Annotated in this window: 12 protein-coding genes and 1 tRNA gene; 6 read left to right on the forward strand and 7 right to left on the reverse strand. The window is 73.7% G+C overall.

Annotated features, from left to right (window positions below; translation table 11 throughout):
• The first annotated feature begins 33 nt into the window (after positions 1 to 33).
• The 3 genes from ACIP4P_RS08140 to ACIP4P_RS08150 all read left to right on the forward strand — a co-directional run bounded on the left by ACIP4P_RS08140 (position 34) and on the right by ACIP4P_RS08150 (position 3,172).
• The gene (locus tag ACIP4P_RS08140; RefSeq protein ID WP_400915927.1) at positions 34 to 621 is read left to right on the forward strand and encodes a TetR/AcrR family transcriptional regulator; all 588 of its coding nucleotides are present in this window, start codon (positions 34 to 36) and stop codon (positions 619 to 621) included.
• Between the two features lie 154 nt (positions 622 to 775).
• Positions 776 to 847: transfer RNA gene (locus ACIP4P_RS08145), tRNA-Ser, on the forward strand.
• A gap of 3 nt (positions 848 to 850) precedes the next feature.
• Positions 851 to 3,172, forward strand: a complete 2,322-nt coding sequence (locus tag ACIP4P_RS08150; protein WP_400915929.1) for a hypothetical protein — start codon at positions 851 to 853, stop codon at positions 3,170 to 3,172.
• Between the two features lie 15 nt (positions 3,173 to 3,187).
• Here the strand turns inward: ACIP4P_RS08150 and ACIP4P_RS08155 are convergent, their stop codons facing one another.
• The 7 genes from ACIP4P_RS08155 to bla form a co-directional block, all read right to left on the reverse strand.
• Positions 3,188 to 4,450 (reverse strand): response regulator, encoded by a 1,263-nt coding sequence (locus ACIP4P_RS08155; protein ID WP_400915931.1) that lies wholly within the window; start codon positions 4,448 to 4,450, stop codon positions 3,188 to 3,190.
• 103 nt (positions 4,451 to 4,553) lie between these two features.
• Positions 4,554 to 4,772, reverse strand: coding sequence for a hypothetical protein (locus ACIP4P_RS08160; protein WP_400915932.1), 219 nt, complete (start codon positions 4,770 to 4,772; stop codon positions 4,554 to 4,556).
• 273 nt (positions 4,773 to 5,045) lie between these two features.
• Positions 5,046 to 5,480 (reverse strand): SMI1/KNR4 family protein, encoded by a 435-nt coding sequence (locus tag ACIP4P_RS08165; protein ID WP_400915934.1) that lies wholly within the window; start codon positions 5,478 to 5,480, stop codon positions 5,046 to 5,048.
• A 90-nt stretch (positions 5,481 to 5,570) separates the two neighbouring features.
• On the reverse strand, positions 5,571 to 6,776 hold the full coding sequence (locus ACIP4P_RS08170; protein WP_400915935.1) for a ParB/RepB/Spo0J family partition protein: 1,206 nt from the start codon (positions 6,774 to 6,776) through the stop codon (positions 5,571 to 5,573).
• Positions 6,776 to 7,414: a ParA family protein gene (locus ACIP4P_RS08175; RefSeq protein ID WP_350512278.1), complete on the reverse strand. Its 639-nt coding sequence runs from the start codon at positions 7,412 to 7,414 to the stop codon at positions 6,776 to 6,778. Before ACIP4P_RS08175 ends, ACIP4P_RS08170 begins: the two co-directional genes overlap by 1 nt.
• Positions 7,415 to 7,851: 437 nt before the next feature.
• A complete protein-coding gene (locus tag ACIP4P_RS08180; RefSeq protein ID WP_400915937.1) occupies positions 7,852 to 8,874 on the reverse strand; it encodes an MBL fold metallo-hydrolase in 1,023 nt (340 codons plus the stop codon).
• A 64-nt stretch (positions 8,875 to 8,938) separates the two neighbouring features.
• Positions 8,939 to 9,916: a class A beta-lactamase gene (gene bla / locus ACIP4P_RS08185; RefSeq protein WP_400916403.1), complete on the reverse strand. Its 978-nt coding sequence runs from the start codon at positions 9,914 to 9,916 to the stop codon at positions 8,939 to 8,941.
• 141 nt (positions 9,917 to 10,057) lie between these two features.
• Here bla and ACIP4P_RS08190 point away from each other — a divergent pair, with 141 nt between their 5' ends.
• The 3 genes from ACIP4P_RS08190 to ACIP4P_RS08200 all read left to right on the forward strand — a co-directional run bounded on the left by ACIP4P_RS08190 (position 10,058) and on the right by ACIP4P_RS08200 (position 18,248).
• Complete coding sequence (locus tag ACIP4P_RS08190) at positions 10,058 to 11,005, forward strand: LysR family transcriptional regulator (protein ID WP_400915939.1); 948 nt, start codon at positions 10,058 to 10,060, stop codon at positions 11,003 to 11,005.
• A gap of 101 nt (positions 11,006 to 11,106) precedes the next feature.
• Complete coding sequence (locus ACIP4P_RS08195) at positions 11,107 to 11,988, forward strand: serine hydrolase (RefSeq protein WP_400916405.1); 882 nt, start codon at positions 11,107 to 11,109, stop codon at positions 11,986 to 11,988.
• Positions 11,989 to 12,452: 464 nt separating this feature from the next.
• Positions 12,453 to 18,248, forward strand: coding sequence for a PA14 domain-containing protein (locus ACIP4P_RS08200; RefSeq protein WP_400915941.1), 5,796 nt, complete (start codon positions 12,453 to 12,455; stop codon positions 18,246 to 18,248).
• Positions 18,249 to 18,321 lie beyond the last annotated feature (73 nt).

The following is an 18,321-nucleotide window of genomic DNA, read 5'->3' on the forward strand; positions in this document are numbered from 1 at the left end:
GGCTCGGGAACCAACAGGAAAGGGTGGGAGTCGATGAGCGGCACCCCGGAACGCCCGCTGCGGGCCGACGCGGCCCGCAACCGGGCCAGGCTGCTGGACACCGCGACGGAGGTGTTCGCCACCCGAGGCATCGGCGTGCCGACCGAGGAGATCGCCCGCGCCGCCGGGGTCGGCGTCGGCACGCTCTTCCGGCACTTCCCGACCAAGGAGGCACTGCTCGAAGCGGTGCTGGTGCGCAAACTCGAAACGATCGCCGTCCGGGCCGCGCAGCTGCCCGCCGAGACCGCGCCCGCGGAGGCCTTCTTCGACTGCCTCCGCCTGGTGGTCGAACAGTCCGCGGGCAAGACCGAGTTCGCCCAGGCACTCGCCGCCGCCGGAGTCGACGCGCACGCGACCCTGCGGGAGGCCACCACAGCGATCCGGGCCCGACTGTCGGAACTGCTGGCCGGGGCGCAGCGTGCCGGGGCGGTCCGCCCGGAGCTCGGCCCGCCGGAGCTCATCGCCCTGCTGATCGGCACGACCACGGCGATGGAACACCTCGGCGACGACGCGTCGGCCCGGGAACGCGTCTTCGCGGTGCTCTTCGACGGCCTGCGGCCACCCGGTGGGATCCGCGCATGACGGACCGGTCGCCGCTCACCCACGCCTACGGCCGGGTCGTCATGGCCAACTCGCTCCCGTCGCACCGGTGTTCATGCCGCGGGCGCGGGAGGCCGTGCCGCCGTTCGTAATTGCGTTGTCCGGCCGCCGGTCGAACGCCTATTCTCAGGTCCGACGACGTGTAGCTCAGTAGCAGAGCACCGGGCTGCTATCCCGGAGGGCGCAGGGGCAGCACCTGCCACGTCGGCTTATGGACGATGACGCTGGGCAGCAGCACTCCGCCGGAGCCGGGACGACCCCAACGACCGCCGCGTCCGCAGCGTCCGCCGGCTACCCGCAGCGGCAGCTCGCCCGGGCGCTCCTGACCTCGGCGGCCCACGCCGACGCCGACACCCGGCGCCGAGCCGAGGCCCGCGCGGACCGCTGGCGCGCCACCCTCGCCGGCATGGCCGACGGCCGCCTGACCATCGGCTCCCGCACCCCGGTGGCCGCACTGCCCGCCTGGGTGACCCCCGAGGTCCTGCGCGGCGGCTACGCCACCGGCGCCGCCGGCGCCGAGGGCCCGCTCCAGCCGTACGAACGCGAGGCCGCCGCCCGGGCCGGGGTGCCCGCCGCACGCGGGGCGCTGTTCGCCCACAGCCTCACCGACGCCGGCCTCTCCCGACTGCACGAGCTGCTCGACAGCGGCTGCTACGACATCGAACTGCCCGAGGAGGCGGCACTGTTGACCGTCGCCTGGCTGGTCCGGGCCGGTGACACCGCTGCCGCGCTGGAGCTCCTCGACACCCTCGAACCCTTCGCCGACCGGCTGCGCTTCACCCCCCGCCCCGCCGACCGGCCCGCCCCGGACGCCGAGGCGCTGCACCGCCGTACGGTCGGCGACGCCGTCAGCTCCCTCGCGCACCGGCGGCCCAACCCGGCCGTGGAGGCCCAGCAGGAGGCCCTCACCGTCTGGCAGCCGTTCGCCGACCGGCTGCTCGCCCACTGGCTGGAGACCGCCGGGGACGGGCAGCGGGTGCTGGAGCGCGAGCCCGACGCCGACTGGCTGGAACGCGGCGCCGCACTGCTGCGCCGGTACCGCGAACTCGCCGACGCCCACACCCGCTGCACCAAGCACCGCAAGCCGAAGGAGAACCTCGCCATCCTGCGTGGCGCCCTCGACGAGGTCGTCGCCGGCCGGCCCCTGGACGCCCGCCGCCTCGGCCTGCTGCGCCACGCGGTGGAGTCCATGACGCGCCGTCGCGGCCGGCCGGGCTCGCAGCGGCACACCGAACTCCGCACCCGGCAGGCCGTCCAGGCGGCCCGGCCCACCCACCACGCGCTCGCCCAACTGGTCCTGCGCCGGCTCGCCGTGCTGCCCCAGGACACCGGCACACCGGACGTGCGACCGCTCACCGCCGACGTCTCCGGACCGGAGGCCGAGGAGACCGGCCTGCCCGCCGGCACCCCCGTACCCGCGACCATCGGCCGGGTCGTCGAGGCCGCGCTGAGCGCCCCGATCGACACCCTCGTCGAACGCGGCGTCGTGCCCTCGGCCGAGGCCCTCGCCGAACTGGTCCCCCAGCTGGTCGCCGCCACCACCGCCCGGAGCCACCCGGACCCGGCCCTGCGCACCCTGGTCGCCGCCAACCACCGGGCCTTCGGCAACCGCCGCTCACTGCTGCTGACCGACCTCACGAGCCAGGTGCGGGTCGACGAACTGCCCTGGGTACGGGCCGTGGTGGCGCACCGCGCCGACGAGGACGGCCGGGAACCGGCCCGCCTCGTGCTGCGCCGCCTCGGCGAACTGGCCGTCCAGGCCTTCCCGGGCACCCTCCTGCCGAACCCGCTGGTCCGCGAACTCGCCGTCCTGGCCCGCCAGTCGGGCGTCGACGCCCCGTTCGTCGAGGAACTGGCGGCGGACATCTTCCAGGGCACCTTCACCCCGAAGTTCCTCGCCGCGGCCCGCATCGCGGCCGACCTGCTCGGCGGCACCCTGTACGAGCGCTACTACGGCATCGACTACGCCGCCGTGCGCGACCTCGCGGAGGCGGAGTCGAGCGGGGTCCTGGCGCGCATCCGCCGTCCCCGCACGTCCAAGGGGTTCGCCGAACTGTGCGTCCGGCGCGCCGAGTTGGGCCGGGGCCGGTCCGTCGCCGCCAACGGCACGGTCGTCGAGCAGGCCCAGATCCTCACCACCCACAACCTCGCCACCCTGGTCACCCGGGCCGGCATCGACCCCGCGCCCGGCTGGGACGACCTCGCCCTGCGCAGCTTCGCCACCGTCTGCCGGACGACGGCCCGGATCCACGGCAACCCGTACCCGGTGACCGCCGTCAAGGACGCGGCCTACGCCTGGCGTCAGATGCTCTTCCAGCTCTCCCTGTGCGACCCCGCCACCCGCACCCGGACCCTCGCCCGCCTGGACGAGGAGGCCGCCCGTCACCCCGGCCACGTCACGTCCCGCCTCGCCCCCGCCCTCACCGGCCTGCGCCAGGCCGCCGCCGGCACCCCGCCGGACGCGGGCACCGGGCGCCTCCTCCTCGGTTGGAGCACCGGGCCGCACTGGCTGGCACGCGACCCCCGCGACTGATCCCGCCGACCGTCGTCAGGACGGTCGGACCGGGGTCGGGACCGGGTGCGGGTGCCGGCCGGCGGGCAGCAGCCACCCGGCGCCGGTGTGGACGGGCTGTCCGGGCGGCACGGCCCGCGGGGTGCCGCGGTAGCTGAGGTACATGCCGGTCAGCACGGTGACCTTGGCGCGCAGCAGCCAGGGGTCGAAGGGCTTGACGATGAAGTCGACCGCCCCGGCGTCGTAGCCGCGCAGCGTGTTCTCCGGATCGGACCCGATCGCGGTGACGAAGATGATCGGGATGTCACGGGTCTGCGCGCGGTTCTTGATCTGGGCCGCGGTCTCGTAGCCGTCCATGCCGGGCATCTGCACGTCCAGGACGATGACGGCGATGTCGCGGTGCTGGAGCAGCGCCTTCAGGGCCTCCGGGCCGGAGGCGACGGCCAGGACGTCCCAGTCGGCGGCCCCGAGGACGGCTTCGAGGGCGACCAGGTTCGAGGGCTGGTCGTCGACGACGAGTACTGCGGGCCTGCCGGTCACGCCCGGAGCGACCGAAGCGACCGAAGCGACCGAAGCGCCCGAACGGGACGGGTCGGCAGGGTCGGCCGGGGGAGCCTCGATCCGCAGCGGGTCCTCGCCCGCCTGCTGCTCGGCCACGACCAGCTGGCGTTCCAGCAGCTCGCAGCGGGCCTCGGCGGCGAGCTGCCGCCGCAGTGCCTCCCCCAACTCGGCCTCCAGCCGTGCGACGTCCCGTTCGAGGGCCTGCTTGGCGAGGATCAGCTCCTCGCGGTCGCCGCCGTACCGGGCGATCTCGTCCGCACGGGCGCGCTCCCTGGCCCAGTCACCCTCCAACTGGTGGAGACGGAGCTCCAGATCGGCGATGCGGTGGTTGCGGTCGAGCAGGGCGTCGCCCAGGACGTCGCTGTGCGCCGCGGAGCGCCGCGAGAGTCGGTCGGCCTCGGCCAGCTGGAACTGCAGCTGCTGGACGGCGTGGCCGACCGAGGCACTGGTCTGCTGCGCGGCCGCGTGCAGGGAGCGCAGGAGCCGGACCGTCTCCGGGGTGGCGACGCTGCCCCGGTCGGCACCCACGTCGGTGAGCAGGTCCTGGACGAACTGCCAGGAGGGGATGCGCTGTCCGGACAGGTAGCGCGAGAGCGCCCCCGGGCTCAGGTGCCGACGCGAACTGTAGCGGCGCACCGACACCGCGGGCCGCAGCCCCGCGAACAGGCTGCGCAGCGCCTCCGCGAAGGCGCGGCACTCCCGGTTCAGTTCGGGGCTCAGCGGTTGCAGGCCTCCCACTCGGTCACCCCCGGTGTCTCATCGGCCTCCACGGAGGCCACCATCCTCGCAGCGACGGGACGGCGGCGGCCCGGGCGCCCGCAGGGCCCGGGCCGCGCAGCCGTCAGGAAACGGACTCGTTCTCGGCGGCCTCCTGTTCGGAGCCGCCGACGAGCCGGTTGACGAACGGAACGCCGACGCCGAAGGCGCCGACCCCGCACAGGACGCACTGGGCCGGGTGCACGCCCCCCGCGGCAGCCAGGACACCCGCACCGATTCCCGTGAGCACGCCGATCAGCAGCACGAGAGCCGCCCTGGTCGACAGCAGCGCACGCTGCACCATGAACCTCCTCGATCCGTGGCGGTCCTCGCCCGGCCACGACCTGCCCGCCAGCCGAACCGAACTGACGGTGCGTCACAGCATGAGGCGCCCGGCCACCGTTGCGCCCCTGTTTCCGGCCCGGAGACACCGATCGGCAACACGGGCCCCACCGGGCGTCGAGCGGGGGAGCGGGCACCACCGGATCGCCCGGTCCGGCCAGGGCCCAGCGGAAGGCCGTGTGCGGCCGAGGGCGTCGTCCAGTCCGCCGGGAACCGTGGAACCGTGCCCTCGGGCTTACCGGTACCAGTCGTCTCCGCCCTCGGCGAGCGAGCGGCCCAGATAGTCCCGCAGGTCACGGGCGACCCACTGACGGCTGTCGTTTTCGTGGTCCCAGACGAAGATGTCCGGCCTGCGCGGCGTCCGCACGAAGGCGAACTGGTCGCCTCCGCCGTTGTCCCCGAAGAACAGCAGGGCGTCGAACGGCATGTACAGCTGGGCGAAGGAAGGGTCTGACCGGAAGGAGAGGTTCTGCTCGACGATCTGCTCGACCGGCCAGACCGTGTCCACTCCGGTGCGGCCCACGATCCCGTCGCTCTCCAGCAGCAACTGCCGTAGCTCGTCGGGCAGTTCGTCGCCGAGTCGGCGTTCCGCCCCGGCCAGTGCCGACTCCTGGGCGGGCTCCCTGAACCCGCTGCCCGGAAACGAAGCGGAGGCTGTCTGTGTCCACATGGTCCACCAGCATAGGTCGACCGCGGCTCCCCAAATCTCGGTGGCCCTGCTGCACCGGTCAGGTGCGGCAGGGCCACCGAGGGGGGTGTGTCAGCTGCTGGTCGTCAGCAGACGGTTGGCCAGCGCGTCGGCGAGGCGGTAGGCCTCGTCGGCCGAGAGGGTGCGGCAGATGGCGTCCGCCAGTTCCTCGACGTCGTGCCAGTCGACCTGGCCGAGGCCGGCGTCGGGGGTGGCTGCCGTGGGCTGTTCGTCCGTCGGGGTGACGGCCCGCTGCTCCGGCATCGGGAGCGGCTCGGAATTTTCCGCGGAAAATTGGTCGGCGCTCGGTGCCGGTGCCGGTTCGGCCTTGGGCTGCGGGTTGCGGGGCGCAGGCTCCGACCGGGGTGCGGCGGGGGCCGGCGCCGCCGCCTCGGCCGCCGGGCGGGCGGTGGCGGACGCGGTGGGCCGCGGAGCCTGCACGGCAGCAGCAGCCGGAGCGGGCGCGGCAGCCGGAGCCGGAGCCGGAGCAGGCGTGGCGGCGGGGGCCGGACCGGGGGCCTTGGCCGCCGCCTTGGCCTCCTGCTTCGCCGCGCGCCGGGCCACGACGGCGTCGGCGTCCGCCTGGAGCAGCTGCTCCAGCTCCGCCGCCTGCCCGTCCAGGGACATCCCCTCGATGCCCTTCACCGACCCCAGCCGGCGGGCGACGTTGATGGAGATGCCCTCCTCGCCGCGCGCCTTGGCCCGCACCTGGCGCTGCAGCTCGGGGTGGAGCTTCAGCAGGTTCTTGCGGTGCGAGATCCAGCTCTGCGACCAGCCCTCGGCCTCGGCGGCCTCCTTGGCGGTGGGGTACTGCGACACGATGAGCAGGACCGCGTTGGCCTCCTCGATCGGGTCGAAGTCCTTGCGCGCCATGTTCTCGTCGAGCGCGGCCCGCAGCAGGGTCGCCTTGGACTCCGCCACCGAGTCGTCGACGACGACCAGCAGCTGCTCGCGCCCGTACAGCGCGGCGGCGGCCCGGCGCCGGTTGCCGTTGATGACGACCACGTCGTCCGGGCCCGCGCCCAGGACCTGCCGGTCCTCCGGCCACAGCCGCAGGTAGGCGGCCGGGGTGACGGCGAGGCAGCTCTGCAGCTGGCGGTCCTTGATGCTCGCCAGGTCGGAGAGGTCGCCCAGCTCGTCACGCGGGTTGCGCGGGTTGGGCAGGCAGCTGGCGGTGGGGATCCAACGCGCCGGGGCGTCGTTGGTGGTCTCCACGCCCGGGGCGTCGACGACCGCGTCGGCGGCCATCGACGCGAAGGAGACGCGACGGCCTGCCATCAGCGACCCCCGTAACCGAGTTCGAGGGACAGTCGGAAGAAGTCCTCGCGGGCCCGGTAGGCGGTGCCGCTCTCCTTGTACTGGGTGACGACCGTTCCCTCGGCCACCGCCCGGGAGTGGATCTTGTACCGGCGCAGCACGGTCTTGGCACGCGGCCAGCCCCGGGCGGCGATGTACGCCTCGGTGTCCTCCAGGTCGGCACGACCGTCGCGCGGGTCCCAGTTGTTGACGACCACCCGGTAGGGGATGTCCATCGGCTCGATGACCTTCTGGATGGTCCGGGCCGTGGGGTCGAAGCACAGCGGCTCGGTGATCATCGGGACGAGGACGTCGTCCGCGATCTCCAGCGCCCGCCGCAGGATCTCCTCATCGGCCAGGGTGCCCGGCGTGTCGATGAAGATGTGCTCGTACTCGTCCTTCGAACCGAGGACGTCGAACGTGCACGCCGCCAGGTTGACCGTGGTGGTGGTCTTGCCGACGCCGCCCTTCTGGTTGGCGATCACGTGGATCTTCGCGCCGGTCTTCTTGAGGTTGACCAGCTGCTCGGCGTGGTCGTGCGCCGCCATGAAATCGAAGGGCAGGTTGTCGCCCACCCGCTCGGCCCAGACGACCGCGGACCCCTGGGGGTCGGTGGACACGACAAGCACAGATGGCTTCATGATGTTCCGTTCTCTCCGTGGGCTTCCCGGGGAGGTGTTCGCCCGGTACTGCGGACGTCCGCCGCTCGAAACCGTGGGCGGCGGACTGGAACAGCATTCCAGATGATCGACTCGGAGTCCGACACGACCCGCGTGTGTCGGCGTGCAATGACGGACTCATGGGCTGAATTTCCCGAAAGCCGCGGGATGACATCGGGATGACATTCGGACCGGGGAGGGGGGAGAGGAAGCGTGGGAGCGGCGGCTGTTGATTGACGTCGGACGTCATGGGGCGCGCGAAGGCAGCTGTTGTCGACGGTCCGGCAAATCCGGGTGAGCCGGTCATGGATATTCGGCGTGTCGCCCGCCCGCCGCCCGTTCGCTGTTCATCGAGCGTGGTCAAGAAGTTGTCAAGGCGTTATACGGCCCACGCCCGCCTACGGCAGGAGACCGAGGACGCGTTCGGCCGCTTCGGCGTCGGTGATGCGGCCGCGCAGCATCGCGTCCATGACCGCCATGTACCGCTGGGTGCGGGGGCCGCCGAGGAGGAAGGGGTTGGCGGCGCCGGGGGGTTGGTGGCGCAGCTGCTCGGCTCGTTCGAGGCTGTGGTCGTTGGGGTGGTTGGAGAGTTCGACCTCCACGTTCGTCCGGCGCATGACGGCTCGGAAGGACTGGACGGAGGCGAGGAAGGTGCGCAGGTCCGGCACCGTCGAGGGCGGGTTGAGGCCGCCCCAGAGCATTGCGCTGTGGTGTCGGCGGCCGGCCCGGACCGGGATGATCGGGGAGACGGTGCCGGGGGTGTGCCCCGGAGTGTGGTGCAGCTCGATCGTGGTGCCGCCGAGGGTGAGGTGGGCGCCGTCCGCGATGTCGAGGTCGCGGACGGGGGCGTGGGCGGGGTGGGTGCGGGCGAGGAGGTCCCAGTCGGCCGCGGACAGGTGCACGCGGGCGCCGTAGCGCTCGGCGAGGGTCTGCGCCCCGCCGAAGTGGTCCGGGTGGCCGTGGGTCACGACGACGTGCCGGATCGCCGCCGGGTCGGCGCCGACCGCCCGCAGTCCGGGGACGATGACGTCCTCGGCATCGGCGGGTGAGGTGAGCGCGTCGATCAGCACGATGCCGTCGTCGGTGAGCACCGCCATCGCCGAGACCCAGCCCGCGCTGAGCAGCACGAGGTTGTCGAACAGCTTGACGGGCGCGGGTGCGGGCAGTGCGGGCAGGGTGGAGCCGGGGGTCAACGCCGTCACCAGGGCCCGCAGGACGGGGTCGTCCCCGGCGAGGCGGCGGGCCCGGTCGTAGTGGGTGCGGGAGGCGGCGGGTGTCGCCGGCGAGGGGGTGGCCGCCGCGGCCGGGCCCGGTAGGGCGGCCGGCGCGGCACCGGCGGCGAGGCCGAGGACGGCGAGCTGGGCGAGGCGGCGCCGGGTGAAGTCGGCGTCCGTGGCGGCCCGGCGGGTGGGGCGGATCATGGCGGTCGAAGCTCCTCGGGGCGGTCGGGAAGGCGCGGGGGAGGCCGGGGGCACTCGGTACGGGTCAGCCGAGGGCGCTGACGACGGTCTTGGTGGCCTGGGCGATCAGGGCGTCGTCGGAGGTGGCGCCCGCCTTGCCGCGGTCGGACAGGACGACGATCACGATCGGGCTGCGCCCGCCCGCCGGCCACGCCACGGCGACGTCGTTGCGGGTGCCGTAGGCCGCGTTGCCGGTCTTGTCGCCGATCTTCCAGTCGGCGGGCACTCCCGCGCGGATGTACGGGCCGCCGGTCGTGTTGCCGACCAGCCAGTCCGTCAGCTGACCGCGCCGGTCCTGGGTGAGGGCGTCGCCGAGCACGTAGCGGCGCAGGTCGGTGGCCATGACGTGCGGGGTGCTGGTGTCACGGGTGTCGCCCGGGGTCGCCTCGTTGAGGGTGGGCTCGGTGCGGTCGACGTTGGTGGTCGAGTCGCCCAGGTCGCGCAGGGACTGCTGGACGGCCGCCGGTCCGCCGAGCTCGGCCATGACGAGGTTGGCCGCGGTGTTGTCGCTGTACTGGAGGGCGGCGGCGGCCAGGTCGCGCAGCTTCATGCCGGTGGCCACGTGCTGCTTGGTGATCGGCGCCCACTCCAGCACGTCCTCCTGCCGGTAGGGGACGACCTTGTCCAGGTCCGCGTCGGAGGCCTTGTGCAGCAGCTCCCCGACGGCGAGCGACTTGATCGTGGACGCGAACGCGAACCGCTCGTCGGACCGGTGGGTGACCTCCCGGCCGCTGCCGGTGTCCACCGCGTACACGCCGAGGCGGGCGCCGAACTGCTGTTCCAGTGCGGCGAAGGAGGCGTCCACCGAGGCGTCCGCCGAAGCGTTCGCCGAGCCGGTCGCGGGTGCGGCCGAGGCCGTCGTGCCGGTGGCCCGCGCCGACGGGGCGCCGTCCGCCGAGCCGCACGCGCCGGCCAGTGCGGCCAGGAGCAGGGCCACGGCGGGCAGCGCGGTGCGGGTGCGGGGGCGGTGGAGGTGGCGGGGGCGGTGGAGGTCGGGCGTCATGGTGGTCTCCCAGGTGGTTCGTGCCGTAACGGTCACGGTCACGGCCGTCGTCGTCGCGCTCAGCCAATCAGGCCGTCGGCTCCCCAGTCCAAGACTTGAATCGTGAAGGGAGCGATAATGAAACGCCTATGATGGCTGCCCATGGACCTGCTGGGGCACCTCCGCCACTTCCGCGCCGTCGCCGAGGAACGGCACTTCGGCCGCGCCGCCGAGCGCCTGCGGATCGCCCAGCCGTCGCTCTCCCAGCGGATCCAGCGCCTCGAACGTGAACTCGGTGTGACCCTGTTCGACCGCGGCCCGCGCGGCGTCGACCTCACCCCGGCGGGCCGGCTGCTGCTGGCCGAGGCCGAGGAGACCCTGGACAGCGCCGCCCGCCTGCTCGCCACCGCCGCCGACCTGCGCAGCGGACGGGCCGGCACGCTGCGCGCGGCCGTCCCGCCCGAACTCGGGCCGGCCACCCTCGCCGCGCTGCTCACCGGCTTCGAGGCCGCCTCCCCGGGCACCCGGCTCGAACTGCGGGAGCTGCCCGTCGCGGCCGTGGTGCGCGAACTCGCCCAGCAGACCGTCGACGTCGCCGTCGTCCGCCACCCCTGCCCGGCCGCCGGACTGGCCTTCGGCCCCGTCCTGCACCAGCCGCTCGGCGTCCTGCTGGCCGAGCACAGCCCGTACGCCGACCGCCCGGAGCTCGCGGTGGCCGAACTGACCGGCCAGCGCCTGGTCCTCTTCCCGCGCGCCACCGCCCCGGCGCTGTACGACGAGGTGCTCACCACGCTGACCAGGCACGGCTGCACTCCCGAGGCCGTCGTCGACCCGCCGGGACCGGACGTCGCGGGCGCGCTCGTCCTCACCGGCAGTGCCGTCGCCCTGGTGCCGCGCACCGCACCACCACCGGGTACAGTCTGGCGTCCGCTCACCGGCACCCCGCTGGCCTGGCGCACCTCCACGGCCTGGCCGTCCGGCCGGGGCGGGCCCGCCGTCCGGCTGTTCGCCCAGACCGCCCACGAGGTGCTGACCGGACCCGGCGGCCTGCTGCCCCAGCCGCCCCACCGCCCGCTCTACCCCCGGCCCGCAATGGAGTTCCCGCTTTGACCAGCGACCGCACCGGAGCCGACCGCACCGGAGCCGACCGCGCGGCTGCCGACCGGCCCGCGCCCGAACGGCCCGCGCCCGACCGGGCCGCGCGCACCCGCATCGCCGCCGCCTTCGCCGACGCGGGCGTCACCGGCCTGCTGCACGCGCGCGACCTGGACTCCGGCGCCGAGCTCGGCCTCGGCGCCGACACCGCCGTCAGCACCGCCAGCGTCCACAAGCTCTGCCTGCTGGTGACGCTGTACCGCGAGGCCGCCGCCGGACGGATCGACCTCACCCGGCAGGTCGACGTCCCCGCCGCCGGCCGCACCCCCGGCGGGACCGGCCTGGCCGCCATGCTCGACGCCGCCCGGCTCTCCCTGCGCGACCTCGCCTACCTCACCGCAGCCGTCAGCGACAACACCGCCGCCGACGTCCTCTGGGACGAGCTCGGCCTCGACACCGTCAACCGCACCATGGCCGACCTCGGCCTGAGCCGCACCGTCGCCGTCCACACGCTCCGCGACCTCATCGCCGCCCTCGCCGAGGACACCGGCCCGGACTCCCCGGTCGACCCCGCCGTCGTCGCCCGGCTCCGGGTGCTCGACCCCGCCTTCACCAACCACAGCACCCCCCGCGACATGACCACCCTGCTGGCCGCCCTCTGGCACGGCGACGCCTGCCCCGGCGAGTACGGCGCCGCGCTGCGCCGCCTGCTCGGCCTCCAGGTCTGGCCGCACCGGCTGGCCTCCGGCTTCCCCTTCGACGACGTCCGCGTCCACGGCAAGACCGGCACCCTGCCCACGCTGCGCCACGAGGTCGGCGTCGTCGAGTACCCCGACGGCGGCCGCTACGCCCTGGCCGTCTTCACCCGTGCCGCCGCAACCACCATCACCCTGCCCGCCGCCGACGCCGCCATCGGCACCGCCGGCCGCCTCGCCGTCGACGCCCTCCGGGCCCGGGCGGCGACGGGCGCGACGGGCGGGACGGGCGCGACGGGCTGATCGCGGCTGCCGGGCCCAGCGCCGCGCAGCGCCGTCGGCCGCAATCCCGGCCGCACGGTTCCGACCGCATGGATCCGGCCGTACGGTTCCGGCCATTTCCGGCGCGGGCGCCGGACGGTTCGGCGGCTCCGCCCGGAGGTGTCCGGGAATCCGCTTGTCGGCATGCCCCTGACAGAACGAGGTGGCGGTGACGGCCGGACCGCGCGGCGGCTGCTCCGGCGGGCGCCCGGGCGGGTCGGTGAATCCGGCCAAGCCGTACGGCACCTGTTCCCCGGGGCCCACCGGTCGTGGACGATTCGGTCGTCGCCCGGGCCTTTCGGCCGGGACGGGGAGACGGCGGAGCCGCGCCCTGCCATGTCGCGGGTGCGGTGGACGTCGACGGCGTTGGAGGGGCCTTGGCCAGAGGTGTCGGGGGAACGCGGTCGGGAGCGCGGTCGAGCGCGCGGTCGTGGTGGCGGTGGGTCGTGTTCGCGGTGGCGACGGTGCTGTTGGCCTCGCTGGTCCAGGCGGCGGGCCTGCCCCCGGAACAGGCGGCCGCGGCCACGGCGGCCCGGACGGTGCCGCGGGACCTGCCGATCCTGTCGGTCCCGTCGGACCCGTCGGTGTCGTCGGTCCGGTCCGTGGCCGAGCCGCCGCCGCAGGCCGAACTTCCGCAGCCGAAGGCCGACTTCGCGCCGCTGGCGGCCGACGGGCAGCCCCGGCCCGCCGCGCACGGGTCCGCGAACGCCGCCGCGCGCGCCGCGGCCCCGGCGGCGCCGCAGACCGCCCTGGTCTCCCCGGTCGACGGTGCCGTGGTGGGGACGGAGACACCGGCGCTGCAGGTGGCCGCGGCCGGTGACGGCGTCCTGTACTGCTTCAAGATCTCCACCGGGTTCGACGGCCGTTCGGGCAGCGTGGTGGACTCCGGGTGCCTCGACCAGCCGCAGTGGACCGTCCCCAAGCACGTGCTGCACGACGGCGGCCGGTACACCTGGACGGCGGCCACCGCGATGTCCGGCGACCCGGCCGCGACGCCGCCGCAGTGGGTCGGTCACTTCACCGTCAACCAGCGGGTCGGCGACCCCGGGCCCGCCCCGACCGACCACCTGGGCCCGGTGACGGTCAACCTGTTCAACGGCAACGCGCACGTCGAGGCCGCCGGCCCGGCGTTCCGGACCGTCGGCGGATCGGCGGGGGTGAACCTCGCCTACAACTCCCGGGAGGGCGCCCCGCACGGCGTCCGCGCCTCCTACTTCAACGACTCCCGGCACACCGGCACCCCGGACGCGACCCCGGTGATGGTGCGCGGCGAGTCCCAGGTCAACCTGGACTGGGGCATCCCGTTCACCGGCAACCCGGACAACCTGCCGTGGCGTGACAACCCGATGCCGCCCGCCCTGGACAAGAACTGGTTCGTGGTGCGCTGGGAGGGCCAGTTCAAGGCCCCCGTCACCGGGGACTTCCGGTTCGCCGGCGCGCACACCGACGGCGCCCGGATCTGGCTGGGCGACACCCTGGTCTACGACAACCCCGGCCCCGCCGAGCCCGCCGACGACTTCCTGCTGCCCGGCCCGCACCGCGCCCAGGAGGTCGCGCTGAAGGCCGGCCAGCTGATGCCGATCCGCGTCGAGCTGTACCACCACTCCGACCAGCGCCCGCGCATGGTGCTGTGGGCCAAGAGCAGCATCGGCGCCGACGGCCAGCGCAGCCACAACCTGGACCCGAGGATCGTGCCGACGGAATGGCTGATGTCCGCGGACTCGCAGGCCCTGCCGGCCGGTTGGACGCTGTCGGCGCAGTCCAGCGGCTACAGCCGGGCCGAGATGCTGGACGGCTCGGTGGTGCTCACCGACGGATCCGGTGCCAAGCACACCTGGGCCAAGGCCTCCACCGGCGGCTACACGCCGCCGGTGGGCGAGGACGGGGTGCTCGCCTTCGACACCTCCGGCCGGATCACCCTCACCGAGGGCGACACCGTGTCGCTGTTCAACCCCGACGGCACGCTGGCGGCGGTGGAGTCGGTCCTGGACGGCAAGAAGCCGGCCGCCCTGCAGTACGTCTACAGCGGGACGCCGCCACGGCTGACGGAGATCAAGGACCCGGTCTCCGGCCGCTCGCACCGGCTGTTCTACAACACCGACGGCAGCGACGGCTGTTACGGCGGGGTGTCCCGTCCGCCGGGCTCCGACCCGGCCCCGCCGCAGATGCTCTGCCGGATCCGCTACTGGGACGGCAGCGAGACCCGGCTCTGGTACCAACTGGGCACCCTGGCCCGGATCGAGAACCCCGGCGCGGTCATGCAGGACTTCGACTACGTCGGCCGGGCCTCGGCCAGGCAGCGCTACGACCAGGCGGGCGACAACGAGGAGGAGAAGCAGAAGGCCCTGGACAGCATCGGGCCGCTGGCCACCCTCCGCGGCAGCCTCGCCTACGACTGGGTGGCCCGCCAGGCCCCGTCCACGGAGAACGGGTGCACCAACACCGGTGACATCGCCGCCGCCTGCACGGTGATCGGCTACGACTCGGTGACCGAACAACCCCAGGAACCGCCCGCCCTGCGCGCGGTCCAGGTGCTGGCACCGGCTCCGGACGGCCGCACGAGCGCGCTGCGGGCCGAGCACTTCTACCAGTACTACCTGGAGCGCAAACAGGCCACCGTGGCCCTGGCCGGGGTGTACGACTCCACCCGCTCCCGCACGGTCACCTACGACGACGCCGGCCGCACCCTGGTCACCACCGACTTCACCGGGGCGAGCATCGCCGCGGAGTGGAACACCAAGGACCAAGCCACCGCGGCCGTCGACAGCGCCGGCCGACGCTCCACCACGGTCTACGACCACGCCGACCGCCCGGTCGACAAATACGGTCCGGCACCGGCGTCCTGCTTCACCGGTCAGACCCCGACGGCCGCCTGCGCGGCGACGATGCCGCACACCCGCACCACCTATGACGAGGGCCTGGTGGGGCTGTCGGCCGCCTTCTACGACAACCCGGAACTGGCGGGGGTCCCGACGGTGTTCGCCACCGGGGTCGGCGCCGCCGACGGGGCGCTGTCGCGATCGTGGGGAACGAGTCCGCCGGTGCCCAACACCGGTGGCTGGTCCGCGCGTTTCACCGGTGAGGTGCAGTTCCCGGCCACGGGGGAGTACGGCCTCGGGTTCACCGCGGTCGACGGCGTCCGGCTGTGGGTCGACGACGTCCTGACCGTCGACAGCTGGAGCGACAAACCCGCCGGCGCGGTCACCGGAAAGTACGTCAACACCACGGCCGGCGGCTGGCACCGGGTCCGCGTCGACTACTACAACCGCTCCGGCACGACCGGGGCCCTGGCCTTCACCTGGACCCCGCCCGGCACCGGCGCCCCGGTACCGGTGCCGGGGGCCAGCCTCGCGCCCCGGTACGGCTGGGCGACGGGTACGACCACCGAAGACACCTCCGGCGGCGGCACGGAACGGGCGCCGTCCAAGCGCGGAGCGAGCAGCTACTCGGACCCGGCGGCGGGGATCGACCCGGTGTACGGACTCAAGGTGTCCGCGACGGCCGACCCCGGCGGGCTCAGCCTCACCGCCCGCTCCACGTACGAACGGCCGGGCACGGGATACCTGCGCAAGCTGGCCGAAGCGCTCCCGGCCGGCGACGTCACCGACCCCGACCGGCGCGACACCACCACGTACTACGGCGACGCCGAGACCCGCGCCAATCCGTGCGACCCGAACGCCCCGGCCGCCAACCAGGCCGGCATGACCAGGACGAGCACCGGAGCCAAGCCGGGCAGCGGGCCGGCGCTCACCAGCGAGACGGTCTACGACGAGGCCGGCCGTGTCGTCGCCGACCGTGTCAACGACGAGCCCTGGAGCTGCACCAGCTACGACGCACGCGGACAGGTGACCCGGAAGGTCTTCCCGGCCTTCGGGGACAAGCCGGCGCGCACGGTCGACTACGACTACGCGGTCGGCGGCGACCCGCTCGTCTCGAAGGCCGGCGACGCGAACGGGTCGATCACCACCACGATCGACCTGCTCGGCCAGGAGGTGGGTTACACGGACGCCAACGGTGTCACGTCGACCTCCACCTACGACCAGGTCGGCCGGTTGACCACCGACACCACCACGGTCAAGGGCGTGACCAGCACCGTGTCCTACGCCTGGAACGACGCCAACCAGCTGACCCAGGTCAAGGTCGACGGCACCGTCGTCGCCACCCCCGCCTACACCACCGCGGCCGAACTGTCCGCCGTCGCCTACGGCAACGGATCCCGCCTCGACTCGCTGACCCGCAACGACTCCGGCAAGCCCACGGCGCTGGCGTGGAAGACCGTGGCGTCCACCGTGGTCGACACCGTCACCCGCTCCCGGGACAACCGCATCACCGACGACGCGGTGACCGAGAACGGCAGGACCACCGCGAGCTACTCCTACACGTACGACCCGGTGGGCCGGCTCGTCGCCGCGAGCGTCCCGCACCACCAACTCACCTACCGCTTCGACCCGGCCGGCGGCTGCGGGCCGGCCGGCAGCACCGGACTCAACACCAACCGCACCGCGTCCACCGACAGCCGCGACGGCGCCGCCGCGGTCACCACCACCTACTGCTACGACGGCGCCGACCGGCTCACCGCGACCAACGGCGGCCTCGCGCTGGCGTTCGGCTACGACGCCCGCGGTGACGCCGTGAAGATCGGCGACGACACCCTGGGGTACGACTCCACCAAACGCCACGTCTCCACCACCACCGCGAGCGGCACCACCATCGCCTACACCCGCGACCCGGCCGACCGGTTGACCCGCCGGACCGTCACCGGATCCGCCGACCCGTCGAAGAACGGGATCACCCGCTACGCCTACACCTCCAAGCACGACGACGCGGACCTGGTCCTGGACGAGCAGGGCGCCCTGCTACAGCGGATCGTGGCGCTGCCCGGCGGGGTGCTGCTGACCAAGAACTACGACAGGACCGCCACCACCAACTGGTCCTACCCCAACATCCACGGCGACGTCCTGTTCACTGCCGACGGCACCGCCGCCCGCACCGGTGCCCTGCACCTGTACGACCCGTTCGGGCAGAACATCGACCCCACGACCGGCGCGTTCGCCGACGTCCCGATCCCGGCCACCGCGGCCGGCGGCATGGACTTCGGGTGGCTGGGCCAGCACGAGCGGCCGGTGGAGCACCTGGCCGGACAGCAGGCCATCGAGATGGGCGCCCGCGTCTACCTGCCGGTGCTGGGCCGGTTCCTGCAGAAGGACCCGGTGGCGGGCGGGTCGGCCAACGACTACGACTACGTCAACGCCGACCCGGTCAACGGACTGGACCTGGCCGGAACGTTCTCCTGGAAGTCGGTGGTCCACGTGGCGACCACCGCGGCCGAGGTGGTGGCCTATGTACCCGGCCCGATCGGGACGGTGTCCTCCGGGCTGGCCGCGGCCGGCCAACTCGCCCAGGGCAACAAGGCCGCCGCGGCCATGGACGCGCTCGGCATGATCCCCGGCGGCAAACTCGCCACCACCGTGGCCAAGAACGCCGCCAAGGAGGCCTCGACGCTGGGCAGGGCCGCCGAAGCCGTCGAGAAGTGCAACTCGTTCTCCCCGGACACCCTGGTGGAGATGGCCGACGGCAGCACGAAGCCGATCAGCGAGGTCCACGAGGGCGAGGAGGTCGCGGCCACCGACCCGGCCACCGACACCACCGCCGGCGAGCCCGTCGCGGGGGTCATCGTCGGCCACGGCGTCAAGCACCTGGTCGACATCGGTGTCGAGGGCCCGGGACAAGCCACGATCACCGCCACCGCAGGCCACCCCTTCTGGGTCCAGGACCGCGGCTGGGTGGACGCCGGGAGCCTCAGGACCGGCGACCTCGTCCGCGACCCGTCGAACGGCGGCGTCGTGCGGGTCACCGTGCTCCACGACCGCGGTGACATCGCCGACCAGACCGTCTACAACCTCAGCGTCAGCCGCATCCACACCTACCACGTCCGCGTCGGCGCCCACTTCCTCCTCGTCCACAACGTCGCCTGCCCCATACACGGCCCCAGCCCCTTCACGGAGTGCGTGGCCTGCCGCATCAACGGCACGGGGGAACGCAAGGCGGTCGACACCGTGGCGGAGCACGAGGTGGGGGCCACGTCCACCAGGGAAGAGTCCAGTTCACGCGTGGACGCGGTGGACACCCTCGTCCACGCACACGTCGATCCGACCGGCCTCACCGCGGCGGTGGTCGCCGGCGCCGCAGCGGCCCGTGTGGGGATCGCGGCCAAGGACGCGACCAGGAGGTTCAGGAGGTAGCGGAACGCCGTCCGAACCCTCGGCCGTCCGAACCCTCGGCCGCCCGTCGTGAGACCGGAACACCCATCAGGAA

The sequence above is a fragment of the Kitasatospora sp. NPDC089509 genome (assembly GCF_044749365.1).
GTDB lineage: Bacteria > Actinomycetota > Actinomycetes > Streptomycetales > Streptomycetaceae > Kitasatospora.